We start from the raw sequence: 16,583 nt of genomic DNA on the forward strand, positions 1-16,583 counted from the left end.
GTTACTCCTCAGGTAGGTAATGCGATCGGCACAACAATTGCCGGGCGGCGCGGAAAAGGCACGACTTCTGCTCGGCGCGAGCGAAATCCGGAGAAGACGGTGACAACCCGCGTGGCGTCGATCACCTGGTTTTCAACCCCTGCGAGTGCTACGTTCATCCACATGTCTCTTTCCACGTCACGCCCTGAGCACGCCTCGCTGGCTGCGGCAACGGCCCTGACGTCGGGAATGTGTCGAATGTGCTGTATGCACTGTTGCTGATCCCTCGACATTCGAACCCGGATGTCGTGAGGGCGCGTGGTCAGATCTGATCTCGCGCCGCTTTCTCTTTCCTGGATTCGCATTTTCGGCACAAGAGAGTGACTTCCTGTGACTGTTACACCTATTTCTTCTCGCCACATCCAATCCGCGCCGGTACTGGTGACGCCACCCCGGTTCGAGCGGGCCGACAGTCCCGCTGCGGCGATACTGCGTGTCGCCGTGCAAGAGGGACCGATTGCGCGGGAGCGGGCTGCGCAACTCACCGGTTCGAGCATCGCCACCGTCAATCGCCACGTGTCTGCCCTCTTATCGGCCGGCCTGCTGCGGGAACGAGCCGACCTCTCCACTCCTGGCGCCGTAGGGCGACCACGGGTGCCCTTCGAAACGAATCACGAACCGTTTGCCACCCTCGGCATCCACATCGGGGCGGCGGTCACCACGCTGGTGGCGAGTGACATTCGCGGCAAGTTGCTTGGCGGCATCCGGATACCGACCCCGCCCGGGCATCAACTGACCGCGCTCGCGTCCATTGCGCAGAGCGCAGCGTCATTCACCGCACGGTTCCGAAGGCAATTCCTCTGGGCCGGAGTAGCACTCGGCGGACGTGTGGATCCACAGTCCGGCACCGCGACGCATCCCCGGCTCGACTGGCTCGACGCACCCGTCGGTGAGGTGATCGGTGAAGCGCTGGCGGTTCCTGTATCGCTCTCCCCCCACGTTGAAGCGATGGCCGCCGCGGAGTTGCTGTTCACACCCACGCAGGGTGCGGCCTCCGCAAAGGAACGAAGCAGCTTGTACTTCTACGCACGCGAAACCGTCGGTACCGCGCTGACCCTTGCTGGACGAGTGCACACGCCGAACAGCGGGCCGGGTTCCATCTCGCACTTCCCCACCGGGTCGAGTGTGGCGTGCCCGTGTGGCCGAAGCGGTTGCCTCGAGGCCACAGTGAGCGATCAGGCCATGATCGACCGGGGAATCGAGTGGGGTGTGCTCTCTCCCGATACGGCGTCGATCTCTGAACTGCATCACAAAGCGCGCGCGGGCGATTCGTCAGCAACAGCGATCCTGACTGAACGTGCCGAGGTTCTTGGCGGGATCGTCGCGATGCTGCGCGACCTATTCAATCCTGACGACGTGATACTCGGCGGCCAGGCGTTCACCCAATTTCCCGAGGCGATGCCTGCTTTCGCGCAATCCTTCGCCCGTACCAGCGCACTCCCCGGCAGGAACGTGCTGGTGACTGGATTCGGAAATCGGGTACAAGAGCATGCTGCCGCGGCGGTCGCACTCAGTGTGCTCCACGCCGATCCGCTCGCGGCGCTGCAAAAAGCACGCCTTGCCCACTCTGCCGGCGCTGTCTAGCCGATCAATGCGAGCGCTCCCCTGATGATCGCCACCAACGCGCCTGCCGCGGCCAGTGACAGGGCGAGTGCACGCCCCAGACCCGGCGAGACGCGGCGGGCGACGAGCCCGCCGCCGAAGGTCGCGACCAATACCGTCGCTGTTACTGCGAGCAGTGTCCACCACGGCGGCAGACCTTCCGGCCCGGTCGCTCCGAAGGCAACTTTGACCAGGAAAGACACAAGTCCCATTGTCATGAACACCGGGTTCATCGTGGCGGCGAAGGCCCGCTGGTCCCAGCGGGACACCAGGGCATACACGACCATGGCGGGTGCCGCAATGCCCGCTGTCGTGTTGAAGAACCCCCCGGCTGTCCCCGCGAGCCCGGTGGCGGCCGGGCCTTCCAGGTGTGGCAAGGTCCGCACGAGATACGTGATCGCGAGGGTGAGCAGCACGAGCGCCCCGATACTGATCTGCAGCCAGGCGGCGGGCACAGCACGCACCACCAGAGCACCGGGGACTGCCCCGATCACGGCCGCTGGGGCGAGCATCGCGTACCGCCGCCAATCGACGTACTTCCAGACGTACAGCGTGATCAGCGCACCAGACATCGACGTAATGATGTTCGTGGCCAAGATCCCCTGCACCGGGCCCAGCAGAACCGCCAGCGTCGGTGCCACAACCAGCCCGACACCCGTTCCGGAAACACGCTGCAGCACAGTCCCTACCGCCACCGCGGCAAGGACCGCGGCGAGCATCTGCGCGGTCACGCCGAAGCGGCTTCGGCGAGCAGATCTGCGCGCCGCTTCTCTCCCCAATCCTCTAGGGACTTCAGCGCGACTTTCAGCTCCTCACCGAGTGCGGTAAGTGAATACTCAACGCGCGGGGGTATCTCCGGAAAAAACTCACGGTGCACAACACCGTCGGCCTCCATCTGACGCAGTTGCTCCGTCAGTACCTTCTCGCTGACGCCGTCGAGCATCCGCCGGATCTGCCCAAAACGCTGCGGGCCGTCACCGAGCACCCACATGATGTGCAGCTTCCATTTTCCGCCCACCACCTCAATGGCAACGCTCATGCCACACATGTCAGCAACGTCCTGCGACTCCACCAGCGTTCGCCTCCCAAACTGTCCCGGCGATCCTCCAGGAAGAATACTCGCGTGCTGTGACACATGCGCACCTCACAGAGAGCGAAAAGCTACCACCGTGCTGATGATCGCAAGCCATACCAGCACAGTGATGAGGGCTGCACGTTGCCAGACGCCCGTTCGGTCATCGTCCTTCTCCCAGGCACTTCCAAAACGGCCGACCAGGACCACTGCCGCCGCCGCAGTGGCTGCGGAGTACCCGCGCACCTCCCAGCCAAAGGCGGTGCTGAACGCCGCAATCGCCGGCATCACAGGCATGCACGTGAACGCGACGGCACCAGCGCGGTCATGCCAACGGTGACGGCGTGACAGCACTGCCGGTGTCGTATCTGGAGTGCCGGGCGGATACCCCCGCATCGCATCCATCGGGAAGACGCCCGACGCGACCAGCGCCAGGCCGAAAACGGTGATCGCGGCGCCGAGAGGCCACGTGATACCGGCGACCGCGACTCCCCCGACCGCAATCGCCACTCCACAGACAAAGAAGTTCGAAGCCTGGATCCATCCGCGAGCACCGAGCGCCAGTGCGCTCACTGGGTGGCGGGCCGGGTTGTATCCAGGCCTCGTCCACCCGTCCCACAGGAAAACCACGATGAAGGTGATTGCGGCGACTGCCGCAATCACCGCGCCTAATCCCATCGGACGCCTAATCCCATCGGAACAGCGCCGCCGCGACAATTCCGCCGACCAGCACCGCCGCGCCGAGGCTCACGAGGTGGGCGGGATCAATGCCGCTCCCGGCCCACGCTGCACCCAGCGCCTGCATCGTCGCACCAAACGGCAAATGCTCGCCGACTCTCGCTAGCCCGTCGGGCAGCGACCCAGGTCCGCCGAACAAGCCACCGAGCGCTCCAATGGCGAAAAAAGCAATCAGACCGATCGCCACCGCCGAGTTCGGTGTTGGCGCCACCGCAGCAACAATCATGCCCACGCCGTACATCGCGGCCAAACCCAGCAGAGCGACGCCAAGAGCTGCCACCGGTGCAGCCGGGAACTGCGCGCCGAACACCAGCACCGCGACCGCGAGGGCAGCGCTGATGCCAATTACCGCCTGGATCAGGCTCACCACCGCCTGCGCCACCAGCACCATTGCGGGTGAAGCGGGTGTCACAGAAAGCCGCCGCAGGATTCCGGTACGCCGGTAGTACGCAAGGAAGCTTGGCATGTTGATGATGCCAATCGCCGCTATCACCATTGCGAACACCAGCGGCAGCACATACACTTCCAGACCCGTCAGTCCGGTATCACCGGCGGCCTCGGAGCCAGCTGCCGACGCGCTCATGATGAGAATCAGCAAGGGCAAACCAATGGGCACTACTAGCCCGGCAGTATCGCGAATCACCATCTTTGCTTCGCACTTGGCGAGTGTGGCCCAGGCTCGCGGGCCCGGACGGTGGGCCTCGATCGTTGTGGTCATCGATCCGCCTCCATTTCGTCGTGGACCTCGTGTCCCGTCAGCCGAACAAAAGCTTCTTCGAGGTCCGCTGCCCCCGCTTCCGCGGTGACTTGCGCCGGTGCTCCCTGCGCGATAACCCGGCCTGCGTCTAACAGCGCGATCGTGTCGCACAAGCGGCTCACCTCGTCCATGGCATGGCTTACGAGAACCACCGTGACGCCCTCGTCACGCAGTCTCTCGATCGCCGCCCACATCCGGCGGCGGGCGCGTGGATCAAGCCCGGTGGTGAGCTCATCGAGGATCACCACACGCGGTCGTCCGATGAGAGCCAGCGCAACTGACAAGCGCTGTTGCTGACCACCCGAGAGTTTCTCGAACTGTGTGCCGCGGTGCGCCGACAACTCGACGAGATCCAGTGTCTCGTCCGCGCCACGCGGATTGGGATAGAAGCTGCGGTACAACTCGACGAGTTCCGCAGCCGTGAGCGCGTGATGAAGGTACGCGTTCTGCAGTTGCACACCGAGGACCTGGCGTAGTTTCGCCTGGTCACGACGCGGATCGAGACCGAGGACCCGCACTGTGCCGCGGTCGGGTTTGCGCAGGCCGGCGATCGTCTCGACAGTAGTTGTTTTCCCGGCACCGTTAGCCCCGAGGATGCCGATGACCTGCCCCTGTTCGACACGCAGCGATACATCGCCGACAGCGACCTTGGAACGGTAGCGCTTGTGAAGCTGGTCTACTTCGATAGCGAGTACTGACGAATTCATGTGAACGACGGTAGGTTCGCGGTGCCGGCGCGCGCTTGTGCCGACAGTCATTATTCGTACCCATGACTATCGGCACCTCCCCGGCACTCGCCTGGCCTCTAGGCTGAGTTAATGCGCCGTGTGGATCCTGAGACGTGGGCTGGCATCGTTTTGCTGGCCGTCGTCGTCGGCCTTGGTGCCCCCGCACTGATCGGACTGGTCGACACCGCTATCCCGCGACTGTGGTGGGTCGTGGCGTTCGCCGCAATGCTCGGAGCCGCCCTCGCCGCGTTCGCGTTCGAACACCGCCCGGGCCCTCGGCATCTCGCTCTCGGAACCGCGGTCGCTGCCTCGTGGATCGTCGTCGCTGGTGCACCTAGCCTGGGCTTCTTGCCAATCCTGCTGATCGCTATGGCCGCACTCAGTGTGTACACGACGCGACTTGCGGGCACGGCGGTCATCGTGCTGCTGAACACGCTGGTGATTGGGGCAATCGCTGTCCGCTACAGCGACTCACTGCAGGAAGCTGCCATCGTTACTGGCCTCTACCTGGCACTGCAAGCCATGTCAGTGCTGTCGTCGCTCGCCATCATCCGTGAGCAGCAGTTGCGGCGCCAGTTGACGGAAGCGCACGTCGAACTGAGGGCTGCAACCGTACTGCTGGCTGAGTCCGCGCGGACCTCAGAACGGTTACGCATCTCCAGGGATCTGCATGACACCATCGGCCATCAGCTCACCGTCCTCAGCCTGGAACTCGAAGCGGCGCGCCACCGTGAGGGCAGTCGGGCGCGCGAACACGTTGAGCGAGCGCAGTCCGTCGCACGCGATCTCCTCCGCGACGTCCGCAGCACCGTAGGCGAGCTGCGAAACGGCTCCGCCGATCTCGCAGCGACCCTCAGCGAGATCGTGAAAGACCTGCCCGGATTGAGTATTTCGATGGAGGTCGAGCCTGACGTCGAAGTGAGCGAAGACGAGAGCACCGCGCTGATTCTTGCGGTGCAGGAAATCATCACCAACACGATACGGCACGCGAACGCGCGCGAGCTGTGGATTGAGATCGCCCGCGACCCCACCGGTGCAACCGTTCTTACCGCTGCCGATGACGGCCGCGGCGCAGACAGCCTCGTGCTGGGCAATGGTTTGCAGGGAATGAAGGAAAGGTTCGAAGAGATTGGCGGCAACGTGCGGATCGGCGGACGCGGCGCGGGGCGCGGCCTCACCATCACGGCCCGGGTTCCCGCCTCATGACTAGCCCGCTGTCGGTCGTAATCGTCGACGACCAGAACCTGGTGCGCCACGGCATTCGCAGCCTTCTCGAACTGGCCGATATCAGAGTGGTTGGCGAGGCAAGCGATGGTGCCGCCGCGATTGATGTGATTGCGGCAACTAACCCCGACGTCGTTTTGCTCGACCTGCGAATGCCCAGGTATGACGGCCTCTGGACGCTCGAAAATCTGCGACTGCGCGAACTTGAGGTGCCGGTGCTGGTGCTCACCACCTTCAATGACGACACTCTCGTGCTCGAAGCTCTGCGCCAAGGCGCACAGGGTTACCTCCTCAAAGACGTCACACTGGAGCGACTCAAAACCGCGGTTCACACGCTGGCAGCCGGTGGCACGCTCATCGCTCCCTCGATCACTGACAGACTGCTGCGCGCAATTCGGTCCGGTCCCGCTCCTGCCGGCGACACCTTCCCTCCGGCGGACCTGACCGCGCGGGAGGTAGAAGTCCTGCGGCTCGTCGCAGAGGGTTTGAACAACCGTGAGATCGCAGGGGCGTTGCACCTCGCCGAAGGCACGGTAAAAAACCACGTTTCGACAATCCTGGTCAAGCTCGGGGCCCGCGACCGCACCAACGCCGTACTCCGCGCCCTGCACGAAGGATTACTGCGCTGACCATAATTCGTACGTCTTGGTAAGTCCCGCACAATTAAGTGCGGTCTTGTGGGCCACACAATCTGGGCTGACGATGGATTCCGGCGCCGCGATCGAGTTCCTGAACCAGCCCACACGCATAAGGATTCACATGCCCAGTTCCGCTCCATCCGTTACAGTGATCGGCCTCGGCCCCATGGGACAGGCGATCACGCGGGCCCTACTTAGGGCAGGCACCGCAGTCACCGTTTGGAATCGAACCCCCAGCAAAGCGGACGCGATGGTCGCACTCGGTGCGAAACGCGCCGAGACGGTCGCCGAAGCGCTCGAAGCAAATGACGTGGCACTCCTCAGCCTCACCCACTACGAGGCGATGTACGACGTTTTGAGCCAAGCACCGAACGTCCTCAACGGCAGGACCATCGTCAACCTCACCTCCGATTCACCACAGAACACCCGCGCGGGAGCCCAGTGGGTACGTGACCACGGCAGCTCCTACCTGACAGGTGCGTTCATGTCACAAGGCGACGACATCACCCACCCCCTCTCTTATGTGTTCTACAGCGGACCGGAAAAAATCTTCCGCGCGCTGCGAGATGTGCTGACGCCGCTGAGCCCGCCCGAATACCTGGGCCCAGACTATGGTCTCGCGCAGCTGTACTACCAGGGGCTTCTCACGATCTTTCACCCGTTCGTGCTGTCCTACGAGCAGGCGCTCGCGACGATCGAACAGTCCGGGGGCGAAATCGACCGCTTCACCCCGTACGCGCGGCGTTTCATGGATTCGATCAAAGACTTCATGGTCTACTTCACGGACGCGGCAAAACAGGGCGGCTGGGGTGACATCGCGAGCCTGCGGATGATGCACGCCGGCGCACAGCACGTCATCGATACCAGCAACGATGCTGGTATAGCAGCACCACTCACCCGCACCGTACAAGAGGTGTATGCCCGCGCCATAGAAGCGAGCACTGAAGCACGTCCGGTACGGACGTACGAACTGATACAGGAAAGGCGTCCTTCACCCCGCGAGGCGATGAAATGAACTGCGGTGGAATACGAGTGGTGCGCCTTCATCCCACACCGTGACGTCGCGGACCGCCAGCAAAACGAGCTGGTGGTCTCCCGCGGCGACGACGTCGTGCACAGTCACCTCCAGCGTCAGTGGGGAGCCCGCAAGGAACAGTGCACCGGAACGTCTAGATTCGGTGTGCACCCCCGCGAACCGGTCTCCCGACTTGCTCGCCAGCGCGCGCACCGCCGCAGTGTGCTCCGTCCCCAGAACGCTGATACCCAGCGCTTCGGCGCGAAGCAGCTTCGGCCACGTCGTCGAGGTGTTTTGGATGCAGACGGCCACGAGCGGGGGCTCTAGCGAGACGGGAACGAAACTGCTGAGAGCCATCCCCGTGCGCTCACCGTCCGTGGTGGCACATAGTGCGACAACTCCGCTTGGGTGCGCCGCGTAAGCCTGGCGCAACTCTCGTGAATCGAGTGCCAGCGCAGTGGCAGCGCCGTTCATGAGGCCGCCACCAATGTCGCTTCGGGTGCGTAGGCGTGAGCCAGCCACGGTTCCAGCAAGCTCCGCTGGACGTCGTGCAACCACTCGTCCGGCCCCTGCACGGTGACACCGTTCGCGACGCCAGCAGCTTCGATGTCACTGATCAAACTCGTGAGCCCGCGGTGCGTCCCAACGTAGGTGACGGTATCGAGTACGCGGCCCGGCTGCCAGAACGAATTAAGCCGCTGGTACTCCGCGTGTGCGCGCTCCCATGTGTCCGCGGTGTAGGCATAGACGTCGAGCAGCACCAGTGCACGCGGATCACTTCTGCGGATTCCTTCGAATCGCCGTCTTGCCTCTCCGAGGTCCCGCGCGGTGAGGCGGATTAACTGCCCGTTCGCCGGCTGGGCCGTCAATGCACACCACTGTCCGGTCGGCGGTGGGACATCGCCAGACACGTCATGCCACGGTGGGCGAGGCGCTTTGGCGCCGAACTCGATTGCGACACTGGGTATGCTCATGTCATCCAGGACACCGGCAGTGCCTCATTCTTTCGAGGTTTGAATTCACCGTGGTTTTAAGTGTTCTCGCGTGCGGCCCGTGCCGTCACGCTTTGACCCCATGACAACCGAGAATGTGTCCGATCACGTCAAATTCGCCTACTGGGTCCCCAATGTCAGCGGTGGCTTGGTAACCAGCGAGATCGAACAGCGCACCAGCTGGGACTATGAGTACAACGCGAAGCTCGCTCGCACCGCGGAGGACAACGGATTCGAATACGCGCTAAGCCAGGTTCGCTACGAGGCCAGTTACGGAGCGGAATTTCAGCACGAGTCAACGTCATTCAGTCTCGCACTGCTTCTCGCGACGGAGCGGCTCAAGGTGATCGCCGCCGTCCACCCTGGGTTGTGGCAGCCGGCGGTGCTGGCGAAATTCGCGGCGACCGCGGACCACCTGTCCGGGGGACGATTCGCGGTCAACGTAGTGAGCGGCTGGTTCAAAGACGAGTTCACCCACCTGGGTGAGCCGTGGCTCGAACATGACGAGCGCTACCGCCGCAGCGCTGAGTTCTTGCAGGTGCTCCGCAAGATCTGGACGGAAGACAACGTTGATTTTCGGGGCGACTTCTACCGCATCCACGATTTCACGCTCAAGCCCAAACCGCTCAACTCCCCCGAGCGGCCAAACCCAGAACTGTTCCAGGGCGGCAACTCCAGTGCGGCACGATTCAACGGTGGCCACTACGCCGACTGGTACTTCTCCAACGGCAAAGACTTCGACGGAGTTACCGAGCAGCTCAGCGACATTCGCCACCACGCACGGAAAGCGAACCGCGAGGTGAAGTTCGGGCTGAACGGGTTCATCATCGCGAGGGACACCGAGAAGGAAGCGCACGACACTCTGCGCGAAATAATCGCGAAGGCAAATAAACCCGCCGTCGAAGGATTCCGCAACGCAGTCCAGCAGGCCGGTGCTTCCACGTCCGACAAACGCGGAATGTGGGCCGACTCTACCTTTGAGGACCTCGTGCAATACAACGACGGCTTCCGCACAAAGCTCATCGGTACTCCCGAGCAAATTGCCGAGCGCATCGCCGCATACCGCCGCCGTGGCGTCGACCTCATCTTGGGCGGATTCCTGCATTTCCAGGAAGAGATCGAGTACTTCGGCGCCCACGTACTACCGCTTGTGCGGGAGATCGAGCACGCTGACCGGGAACGAGAGCTGTTGTCCGCATGAGCTGGGACAGCACACTCGGCCTCACGGCAAAGCTCGCGGATAGCTTTCGGGAAACTGCACGCGACCGGGACCGCGACCGCATCCTCCCCTACGCCGAGATCGAGCAGCTCGCCACCGCAGGGTTATTCGCTCTCACCGTACCTCGCGAGTTTGGCGGGGCGGATGCGCCTGCATCGGTGCTCACGGAGGTGATCCGGCTCCTGGCGAGTGCGGACCCCAACATCGCCCAGATACCGCATAGCCACTTCGTTTACGTCAACTTTCTGAAAGCCGCAGCTACTGCGGACCAGCAGAAGTACTTCTTCGACCAGGTTCTCGACGGCGCCCGGTTCGCGAACGCTCAGTCGGAACGCGGGGGGCAGACGATCGCCTCCGTCACCACCCGGCTCGAGCGTACGAGCACAGGGTTCGTCTTATCGGGCACGAAGTACTACTGCACCGGAACGCTTTTCGCTGACTGGATTCCGGTGCTGGCAGCACTCGACGAAGACGAGTACCTCGCGTTCGTCCCAGCAGGCAGTCCCGGCCTGGCCATCGACGACGACTGGAATGGGCTAGGCCAGCGCACCACAGCCAGCGGCACGGTGCACTTGCGCGCGGTGCCGGTGGACGAAGCATGGGTGGTGCCGCGTGCGGCCGCATTGCAGGCGCCCACCGGATATGGGGCGTTCGCTCAGCTTCTGCACGCTGCCATCGACACGGGGATTGCCAGGAACGCGCTCACCGATGCGGCAGAGTTCGTGCGGGACAGGTCCCGGCCCTGGTTTGAAGCTGGTGTGGATGAGGCCCGGGCAGACCCACTGACCGCGTATCGCTTCGGTGAAGTGGCGGTGGATGTCGCAGCAGCTGAAGCTTTACTGCTGACAGCGGGTGACGCCGTCGATAATGTGCTCGCCCACCCGTCCGCGAGAAACGCAGCGAAAGCCTCTCTCGCTGTCGCCACCGTGAAAGCCGCTGCCGACCGCGCATCCCTCGCTGCGGCAAACGCCGTGTTCGAACTCGGCGGCACACGATCCGCCGACGCGGCACTTGGTCTCGACCGACATTGGCGCAACGCTCGCACCCATACCCTTCACGACCCGGTGCGATGGAAATACCACCACATCGGGCGATCCGTACTCGGGTATGCCCCGCCACACCACGGCGTGTTCTAGAAGGAGTCTCTGTGCTGCACTTCCACTGGTTTCTGCCCACCTACGGCGACTCTCGCTCACTCATCGCTGGCGGTCACGGAACCTCCATGCACGGCGACCGGCCAGCTTCCTTGCCGTACCTTCGCCAGATCGCCACCGCTGCTGAGACAAACGGGTTCGAGGCTGTCCTTACGCCCACGGGCGCATGGTGCGAGGACGCATGGCTCACCACCGCGATGCTCGTCGACGCGACCGAGTACCTGAAGTTCCTCGTCGCGTTCCGGCCCGGCTTGGTCAGCCCCACGCTAGCCGCCCAGATGGCAGCAACCTTCCAGCGGCACTCGGGTGGACGGCTTTACCTCAATGTTGTCACCGGGGGTGAAGACCACGAGCAGCGCGCGTATGGCGACTTCCTCGACAAAACGTCCCGTTATGAGCGATGCGGCGAATTTCTCGATGTCGTGCGGAAACTGTGGCAAGTAGCAGAGCCGTTCAGCTTCCGTGGACGGCACATCTCGGTGGCGGATGCTGCGCTGGCGCGACGGCCCTCCCCGGTGCCGCCGGTTTTCTTCGGCGGTTCATCCGAAGCTGCAGGCGAGGTCGCAGCGCGACATGCCGACGTCTACCTCACCTGGGGCGAGCCACCGGTAGCTGTGGACCAGAAACTGGAGTGGATACGAAACCTCGCCGCGAAGCAGGGCAGGGAAGTGGAATTCGGCATCCGTCTGCACGTCATCAGCCGGGATACCGCCGAGGAAGCCTGGGCCGTCGCGAACCGTCTCCTGCACTCTCTTGACCCGCTGGAGATCGGGCGAATCCAGCAGAGTCTCGCCCGCAGTCAATCGGAGGGGCAGCGCCGGATGCAGAAGCTCCATGGCGGGCGAACTGACGACCTCCTTGTCTCTCCGAACCTATGGGCAGGCGTCGGACTGGTACGGGGAGGTGCTGGCACCGCGCTCGTCGGGTCGCATGAGGAGGTGGCCGACCGTATCGAGGAGTATGCGGCCTTAGGGCTGGACCACTTCATTCTTTCCGGATATCCCCACCTCGAGGAGGCCTACTGGTTCGGTGAGGGCGTGCTCCCTCGTTTAGCGCAGCGCGGCCTGTGGCGGCATCCGCAACGGGCGGGCACGCTAGAGAAGGTCGCGGTGCCGTTCGGCGCTTAGCGACAGCGGCGACTCAGCCGTCAACTGGCGATGGAGACGAAAGAAGAACTCCAAAAGAGGTCGATTGAACTGGTGAGATCGGCGCCGGGCGGCAAAGTGACTTGCTGTTGCGCCAGCCATCATCAATGCGGTTTCCCGACACTGCAGCTCCTGCTGTCCCTGTGGCTGCAGCCAGAGCAAGCGCGTTCATCCCGACAACTGCGGCAAGCCTTGTGGGGCATCGGTGACTCGGGAATAGCGGAAAGCGATATCCACGAGCGCGAGCATTTGTGCTGATTGGCGGGGCGGGTGATAGCGCAAATGCTCGCGAGGTTATGCCCCCGGCCCGGCTGGGAACCGGAGCGCACGCGACTGCGTCCGATCTACCATGCGAAGACGACTTCCCGGCGACATCCGGGCCGCGCTTGACCAGCACGCAGGATTGCTAACCGTAACGGCGGCAGCCGATTTCGGAATCACCCGCTCGCGGCTCGCTAACTGCGCCAGGAACGGCTCGTTGTACCGTGCGGCATCCGGAGTCTATGCGGTCCCGCGCGAACTGACACCGTGGCAGCGCCACACCCTGCACTCCCGCGCCTTTTCCCTGGCTAACCCACATGTCTACCTCACCGGCTGGTCCGCGGCTGCCACACATGGGTTACCGACGCTTGGGAGGCCACCTGGGAAAGTGCTCGCGGTGAACCCGCGCAGCTTAGGCGGTTCCCAAACCACTCGCTTCGGCAAGGTACTCCATCACCGTTTGCCACCTGAGCATCAGGCGCACCTCGGGTACAACGCGGTGTCGATTGCATGGACCGTGTGCGACCTAGCGACGCGATCACCGCTCCATTACGCGCTGGCTGTCGCAGACGCCGCCGCCAGGCGCAGCCTTCACCCCCAGGGGGCGCAGCAACACTTTGTCAATTGGCGGGGCGCCGGACGCGTCGGATGGGTCTGCGAGAATGCCGACCCGCTTGCCGAATCGCCGATCGAAAGCCTGGGACGCTTCGCGGCGATTATGGGAGGGCTGCCCTTGCCCATCTCCAACGCGTGGGTGGGGCCCGGATTTCCGCTGTATCGAGTCGACGGACTGTGGCCGTATCATTGGGCCGCCTTCGAGGCAGATGGAGCGATCAAATACGACAACCGCGGCGACGCATCACGGATCGTCCAGAAACAGACGGAGCGGGAATGGCAGCTCCGCAGAGATCTGGGCGTGGATGTGCTGCGGTTCGGGTATCGGCAAGCGCTCGACCCGAACTCCCTGGCTGCACGGATGCACCGTTTTCTGGAGTGTAACCCGCGCCGCTCAGCGCCGATCCGCTGGTGGAAGCATAGTGAAGGCGTCGGGCCCGTTGAACCCGAGCCAGCAGACTGGCCCTCGCCTGAACCCAGGGAATACGCACTCCCGCGGAACTGGGCTCAGCCTGCTTGAGGGTCGCGAGCGGTTGTGCCAGTTCAATCTTAAAGCTCGATACGAATGCTCGCGGCCCCAACCCCTCAGCCGACGCGAGCCATCACAAGCGGCCGCCGCTCCCCTGACTCACCAATCTCCCAGCCGCCGTCGAGAGCCGCGAGTGCCGCCGGGATGCGCTCCGGAGTATCGGTGTGAAGAGTGAAAATCTTCTGCCCACGTTCGACGCGATCCCCCACCGACGCGTGCCACTCCACGCCTGCACCAGCCTGCACCGGCTCGCCCTGCCGCTGCCGGCCCGCGCCGAGCCGCCATGCGGCTAGTCCCACCGCCATGGCGTCCAGCTCAGAGAGCACGCCGGATCTCGGGGCGACGACGACCTCGGTGTCTTGTGCGACAGGGAGCTCTGCGCCAGGGTCGCCGCCCTGTGCTTCGATCATCCGGCGCCACACGTCCATCGCGCGACCGTCCGCCAGCACGTCCGCGGGGTCGATATCACTCATTCCCACCGCGGACAGCATTTCCCGCGCCAGCTCAAGCGTCAGCTCCACGACATCAGGCGGGCCACCGCCGGCGAGTACCTCCACAGACTCACGAACCTCCAGTGCGTTACCGGCCGTCAAGCCAAGGGGCGTGTCCATATCGGTGAGGAGCGCGACCGTGCGCACCCCAGCATCATTCCCGAGATCGACCATTGTGCGAGCAAGCTCACGCGCGTCTTCCGCGTCCTTCATGAACGCTCCCGAACCACATTTGACGTCGAGAACCAGCGCGGAGGTGCCTTCGGCAATCTTCTTCGACATGATCGAGCTCGCGATCAGGGCGATTGATTCGACGGTGCCAGTGACGTCTCGCAAGGCGTACAGCTTCTTGTCAGCGGGCGCGAGCCCAGCGCCGGCCGCGCAGATAGTCGCGCCGACCGAGTCGAGTTGAGACAGCAGTTCGCCGGTTGACAGCGCCGCGCGCCAGCCGGGTATCGCCTCCATTTTGTCCAGGGTGCCCCCGGTATGCCCCAGACCGCGGCCGGAAAGCTGTGGAACCGCTGCCCCACACGCCGCAACGAGCGGAGCCAGAGGCAACGTGATCTTGTCGCCCACGCCGCCTGTGGAGTGCTTGTCGACCGTAGGGCGTCTGAGTCCGCTAAAGTCCATGCGCTCACCGGACGCGATCATGGCGGCTGTCCATCGCGAGATCTCGTCACGGTTCATGCCGCGCAGCAGAATCGCCATCGCGAGCGCGGACATCTGCTCATCCGCGACGTGGCCGCGCGTGTATGCGTCGATAACCCAGTCGATTTGAGCACCAGAGAGGACGTGGCCGTCGCGTTTCGTGCGAATGACTGATACGGCGTCGTGGTGGGTCATCACTGTTGCCTTCCTGCGGCGTAGTCGTCGGGACCGAAGGCTGCGGGCAAAAGCGCGCTAAGCGGGACCGGGCCGTTTGCGGAAGAAATGAGCATTTCGGGCCCACCGTGTTCGTAGAGTACTTGTCGGCAGCGCCCGCAGGGCATGAGGATTTCGCCTCGACTGTCGACGCAGGCGAGCGCAGCAAGCCTGCCCCCGCCGGTTGAGTGGAGCACGGACACCACTGAACACTCTGCGCAAAGAGTCAGCCCGAATGAGAGATTTTCCACATTACAGCCGCTCACGTACCGCCCATCGGTGGTTAACGCGGCCGCCCCCACCGGGAATCTGGAGTAGGGGGCGTACGCCGTTCGCATGACATCGATTGCCCGTTTATGCAGGCTTTTCCAGTCGATTTCCACAGTTTTCACCGCCTTCGAGGCAGTGCGGTGAGCGCACTCACCGCCATTTGGCAAGGCAAACCTAACCCATATTCCCAGGTTGAAACGCAATATCCCGCTGTAAACCGCTTCTTCGGATGGGTTTAGAGTTTTAACTGTCAGCTTAGGTTCTCGCCGGGACCGTCGTTGTGCTGCGCCCCAGCGAACCCGTTTTGTATGGTGCTCCCAATTAAGCCCGGCGCGCACCCACCGATGACACTGGAGGCAGAGCTCTCAATGACCAGCACAGCAGGCGCCACTGAAGAGGTGGTTCGCTCCCGATCGGTTTACCGGGGTGATCCCGGCATGTGGTCCTGGGTATTACACCGGATCACCGGCGTCACCTTGTTCTTCTTCTTGTTCGTCCACGTGCTTGACACAGCGCTCGTCCGGGTGAGTCCCGAGGCGTACGACGCAGTCATCGAGACGTACAAGAACCCCGTGGTTGGCCTACTCGAGCTCGGCTTGCTCGCCGCCGTCATCTACCACGCGTTCAACGGTATTCGCGTCATCCTCATCGACTTCTGGTCGAAGGGACCGAAGTACCAGCGACTGATGTTCTGGATCGTCCTGGCACTCTCTGTCGCCATCATGATCCCTGCATCTGGCCGCATCGCCTACCTGATGTTCGGGAGCTAAGACATGACGAGTTCAGAACAGCGCGCAGCACAGCCCATCGCGACGTCCTTCGACCGTCCCGCAGCTTTGTCCCTCCCCCGCACACCGCGCCGCCGCAACACGAACAACTTCGAGATGTGGGCCTGGCTCTTCATGCGGATTTCCGGCCTGTTGCTGGTCTTCCTGGTGATCGGCCATATCAGCATCATGCTTCTGCTTGATGATGGTGTGCACCGCATCAACTTCGCGTTCGTCGCCGGACGGTGGGCGAGCCCGTTCTGGCAAATCTGGGACCTTTCGATGCTGTGGCTCGCACAGTTGCACGGCGGCAACGGACTGCGCACCGTCATCAACGACTATGCACGCAAGGATTCGACGCGGTTCTGGCTGAACACGTTGCTGGTGATCTCGGTTGTCCTGATCACCGCCCTGGGCAGCTATGTCATCTTCACGTTCGATCCCAACATCACCGGCTGAGCGAGGC

The 16,583-nt window shown here is 63.3% G+C and carries 20 protein-coding genes; 10 read left to right on the plus strand and 10 right to left on the minus strand.

Annotated elements, in window-relative coordinates; all coding sequences use genetic code 11:
* Nucleotides 1–8: 8 nt before the first annotated feature.
* Nucleotides 9–158: a hypothetical protein gene (locus tag ONR57_RS03605; protein WP_265121532.1), complete on the minus strand. Its 150-nt coding sequence runs from the start codon at nucleotides 156–158 to the stop codon at nucleotides 9–11.
* A 211-nt stretch (nucleotides 159–369) separates the two neighbouring features.
* Between ONR57_RS03605 and ONR57_RS03610 the strand changes: the two genes are divergently transcribed.
* The gene (locus ONR57_RS03610; RefSeq protein WP_265121533.1) at nucleotides 370–1,623 is read left to right on the plus strand and encodes an ROK family transcriptional regulator; all 1,254 of its coding nucleotides are present in this window, start codon (nucleotides 370–372) and stop codon (nucleotides 1,621–1,623) included.
* Here ONR57_RS03610 and ONR57_RS03615 read toward each other — a convergent pair.
* The 5 genes from ONR57_RS03615 to ONR57_RS03635 form a co-directional block, all read right to left on the minus strand.
* Nucleotides 1,620–2,372, minus strand: a complete 753-nt coding sequence (locus tag ONR57_RS03615; RefSeq protein WP_265121535.1) for a sulfite exporter TauE/SafE family protein — start codon at nucleotides 2,370–2,372, stop codon at nucleotides 1,620–1,622. The two genes, ONR57_RS03610 and ONR57_RS03615, sit on opposite strands and share 4 nt — an antisense overlap.
* Nucleotides 2,369–2,689, minus strand: a complete 321-nt coding sequence (locus ONR57_RS03620; protein WP_265121779.1) for a helix-turn-helix domain-containing protein — start codon at nucleotides 2,687–2,689, stop codon at nucleotides 2,369–2,371. Before ONR57_RS03620 ends, ONR57_RS03615 begins: the two co-directional genes overlap by 4 nt.
* Before the next feature lie 96 nt (nucleotides 2,690–2,785).
* Complete coding sequence (locus ONR57_RS03625) at nucleotides 2,786–3,391, minus strand: DUF998 domain-containing protein (RefSeq protein WP_265121537.1); 606 nt, start codon at nucleotides 3,389–3,391, stop codon at nucleotides 2,786–2,788.
* Between the two features lie 7 nt (nucleotides 3,392–3,398).
* Nucleotides 3,399–4,169, minus strand: coding sequence for an ABC transporter permease (locus tag ONR57_RS03630; protein WP_265121538.1), 771 nt, complete (start codon nucleotides 4,167–4,169; stop codon nucleotides 3,399–3,401).
* Nucleotides 4,166–4,915 (minus strand): ABC transporter ATP-binding protein, encoded by a 750-nt coding sequence (locus ONR57_RS03635; RefSeq protein WP_265121539.1) that lies wholly within the window; start codon nucleotides 4,913–4,915, stop codon nucleotides 4,166–4,168. Before ONR57_RS03635 ends, ONR57_RS03630 begins: the two co-directional genes overlap by 4 nt.
* A gap of 111 nt (nucleotides 4,916–5,026) precedes the next feature.
* On the opposite strand from ONR57_RS03635, the gene ONR57_RS03640 reads away from it, so the two are divergent.
* The 3 genes from ONR57_RS03640 to ONR57_RS03650 all read left to right on the plus strand — a co-directional run bounded on the left by ONR57_RS03640 (nucleotide 5,027) and on the right by ONR57_RS03650 (nucleotide 7,813).
* Nucleotides 5,027–6,142, plus strand: a complete 1,116-nt coding sequence (locus ONR57_RS03640; RefSeq protein WP_265121540.1) for a sensor histidine kinase — start codon at nucleotides 5,027–5,029, stop codon at nucleotides 6,140–6,142.
* Entirely contained in the window at nucleotides 6,139–6,789 is a 651-nt protein-coding gene (locus ONR57_RS03645; protein WP_265121541.1) for a response regulator transcription factor, read from the plus strand. The genes ONR57_RS03640 and ONR57_RS03645 overlap by 4 nt, the downstream gene beginning before the upstream one ends.
* A 130-nt stretch (nucleotides 6,790–6,919) precedes the next feature.
* Nucleotides 6,920–7,813: an NAD(P)-dependent oxidoreductase gene (locus tag ONR57_RS03650; protein ID WP_265121542.1), complete on the plus strand. Its 894-nt coding sequence runs from the start codon at nucleotides 6,920–6,922 to the stop codon at nucleotides 7,811–7,813.
* On the opposite strand, the gene ONR57_RS03655 is transcribed toward ONR57_RS03650, so the two are convergent.
* Both ONR57_RS03655 and ONR57_RS03660 read right to left on the minus strand, forming a co-directional pair.
* Nucleotides 7,790–8,287 carry a flavin reductase family protein gene (locus ONR57_RS03655; RefSeq protein ID WP_265121543.1) on the minus strand — a complete coding sequence of 166 codons (498 nt, stop codon included), beginning with the start codon at nucleotides 8,285–8,287 and terminating at the stop codon, nucleotides 7,790–7,792. The genes ONR57_RS03650 and ONR57_RS03655 overlap by 24 nt on opposite strands.
* Nucleotides 8,284–8,787 (minus strand): hypothetical protein, encoded by a 504-nt coding sequence (locus tag ONR57_RS03660; protein WP_265121544.1) that lies wholly within the window; start codon nucleotides 8,785–8,787, stop codon nucleotides 8,284–8,286. The genes ONR57_RS03655 and ONR57_RS03660 overlap by 4 nt, the downstream gene beginning before the upstream one ends.
* 100 nt (nucleotides 8,788–8,887) lie before the next feature.
* On the opposite strand from ONR57_RS03660, the gene sfnG reads away from it, so the two are divergent.
* The 4 genes from sfnG to ONR57_RS03680 all read left to right on the plus strand — a co-directional run bounded on the left by sfnG (nucleotide 8,888) and on the right by ONR57_RS03680 (nucleotide 13,719).
* Nucleotides 8,888–10,006: a dimethylsulfone monooxygenase SfnG gene (sfnG, locus tag ONR57_RS03665; RefSeq protein WP_265121545.1), complete on the plus strand. Its 1,119-nt coding sequence runs from the start codon at nucleotides 8,888–8,890 to the stop codon at nucleotides 10,004–10,006.
* Nucleotides 10,003–11,160, plus strand: coding sequence for an SfnB family sulfur acquisition oxidoreductase (locus ONR57_RS03670; RefSeq protein ID WP_265121546.1), 1,158 nt, complete (start codon nucleotides 10,003–10,005; stop codon nucleotides 11,158–11,160). Before sfnG ends, ONR57_RS03670 begins: the two co-directional genes overlap by 4 nt.
* An 11-nt stretch (nucleotides 11,161–11,171) precedes the next feature.
* Nucleotides 11,172–12,305, plus strand: coding sequence for an LLM class flavin-dependent oxidoreductase (locus tag ONR57_RS03675; RefSeq protein WP_265121547.1), 1,134 nt, complete (start codon nucleotides 11,172–11,174; stop codon nucleotides 12,303–12,305).
* 367 nt (nucleotides 12,306–12,672) lie between these two features.
* Nucleotides 12,673–13,719 carry a type IV toxin-antitoxin system AbiEi family antitoxin domain-containing protein gene (locus ONR57_RS03680; RefSeq protein WP_265121549.1) on the plus strand — a complete coding sequence of 349 codons (1,047 nt, stop codon included), beginning with the start codon at nucleotides 12,673–12,675 and terminating at the stop codon, nucleotides 13,717–13,719.
* A 65-nt stretch (nucleotides 13,720–13,784) separates the two neighbouring features.
* Here the strand turns inward: ONR57_RS03680 and ONR57_RS03685 are convergent, their stop codons facing one another.
* Together ONR57_RS03685 and ONR57_RS03690 are read right to left on the minus strand one after the other, a co-directional pair.
* Nucleotides 13,785–15,062 (minus strand): thymidine phosphorylase, encoded by a 1,278-nt coding sequence (locus tag ONR57_RS03685; protein ID WP_265121550.1) that lies wholly within the window; start codon nucleotides 15,060–15,062, stop codon nucleotides 13,785–13,787.
* Nucleotides 15,062–15,463: a cytidine deaminase gene (locus ONR57_RS03690; protein WP_265121781.1), complete on the minus strand. Its 402-nt coding sequence runs from the start codon at nucleotides 15,461–15,463 to the stop codon at nucleotides 15,062–15,064. Before ONR57_RS03690 ends, ONR57_RS03685 begins: the two co-directional genes overlap by 1 nt.
* A 255-nt stretch (nucleotides 15,464–15,718) precedes the next feature.
* On the opposite strand from ONR57_RS03690, the gene sdhC reads away from it, so the two are divergent.
* Together sdhC and ONR57_RS03700 are read left to right on the plus strand one after the other, a co-directional pair.
* On the plus strand, nucleotides 15,719–16,120 hold the full coding sequence (sdhC, locus tag ONR57_RS03695; protein WP_265121552.1) for a succinate dehydrogenase, cytochrome b556 subunit: 402 nt from the start codon (nucleotides 15,719–15,721) through the stop codon (nucleotides 16,118–16,120).
* Between the two features lie 3 nt (nucleotides 16,121–16,123).
* Nucleotides 16,124–16,576 (plus strand): succinate dehydrogenase hydrophobic membrane anchor subunit, encoded by a 453-nt coding sequence (locus tag ONR57_RS03700; protein ID WP_265121554.1) that lies wholly within the window; start codon nucleotides 16,124–16,126, stop codon nucleotides 16,574–16,576.
* Nucleotides 16,577–16,583 lie beyond the last annotated feature (7 nt).

The sequence above is a fragment of the Hoyosella sp. YIM 151337 genome (assembly GCF_026041215.1).
Lineage (GTDB): Bacteria > Actinomycetota > Actinomycetes > Mycobacteriales > Mycobacteriaceae > Hoyosella.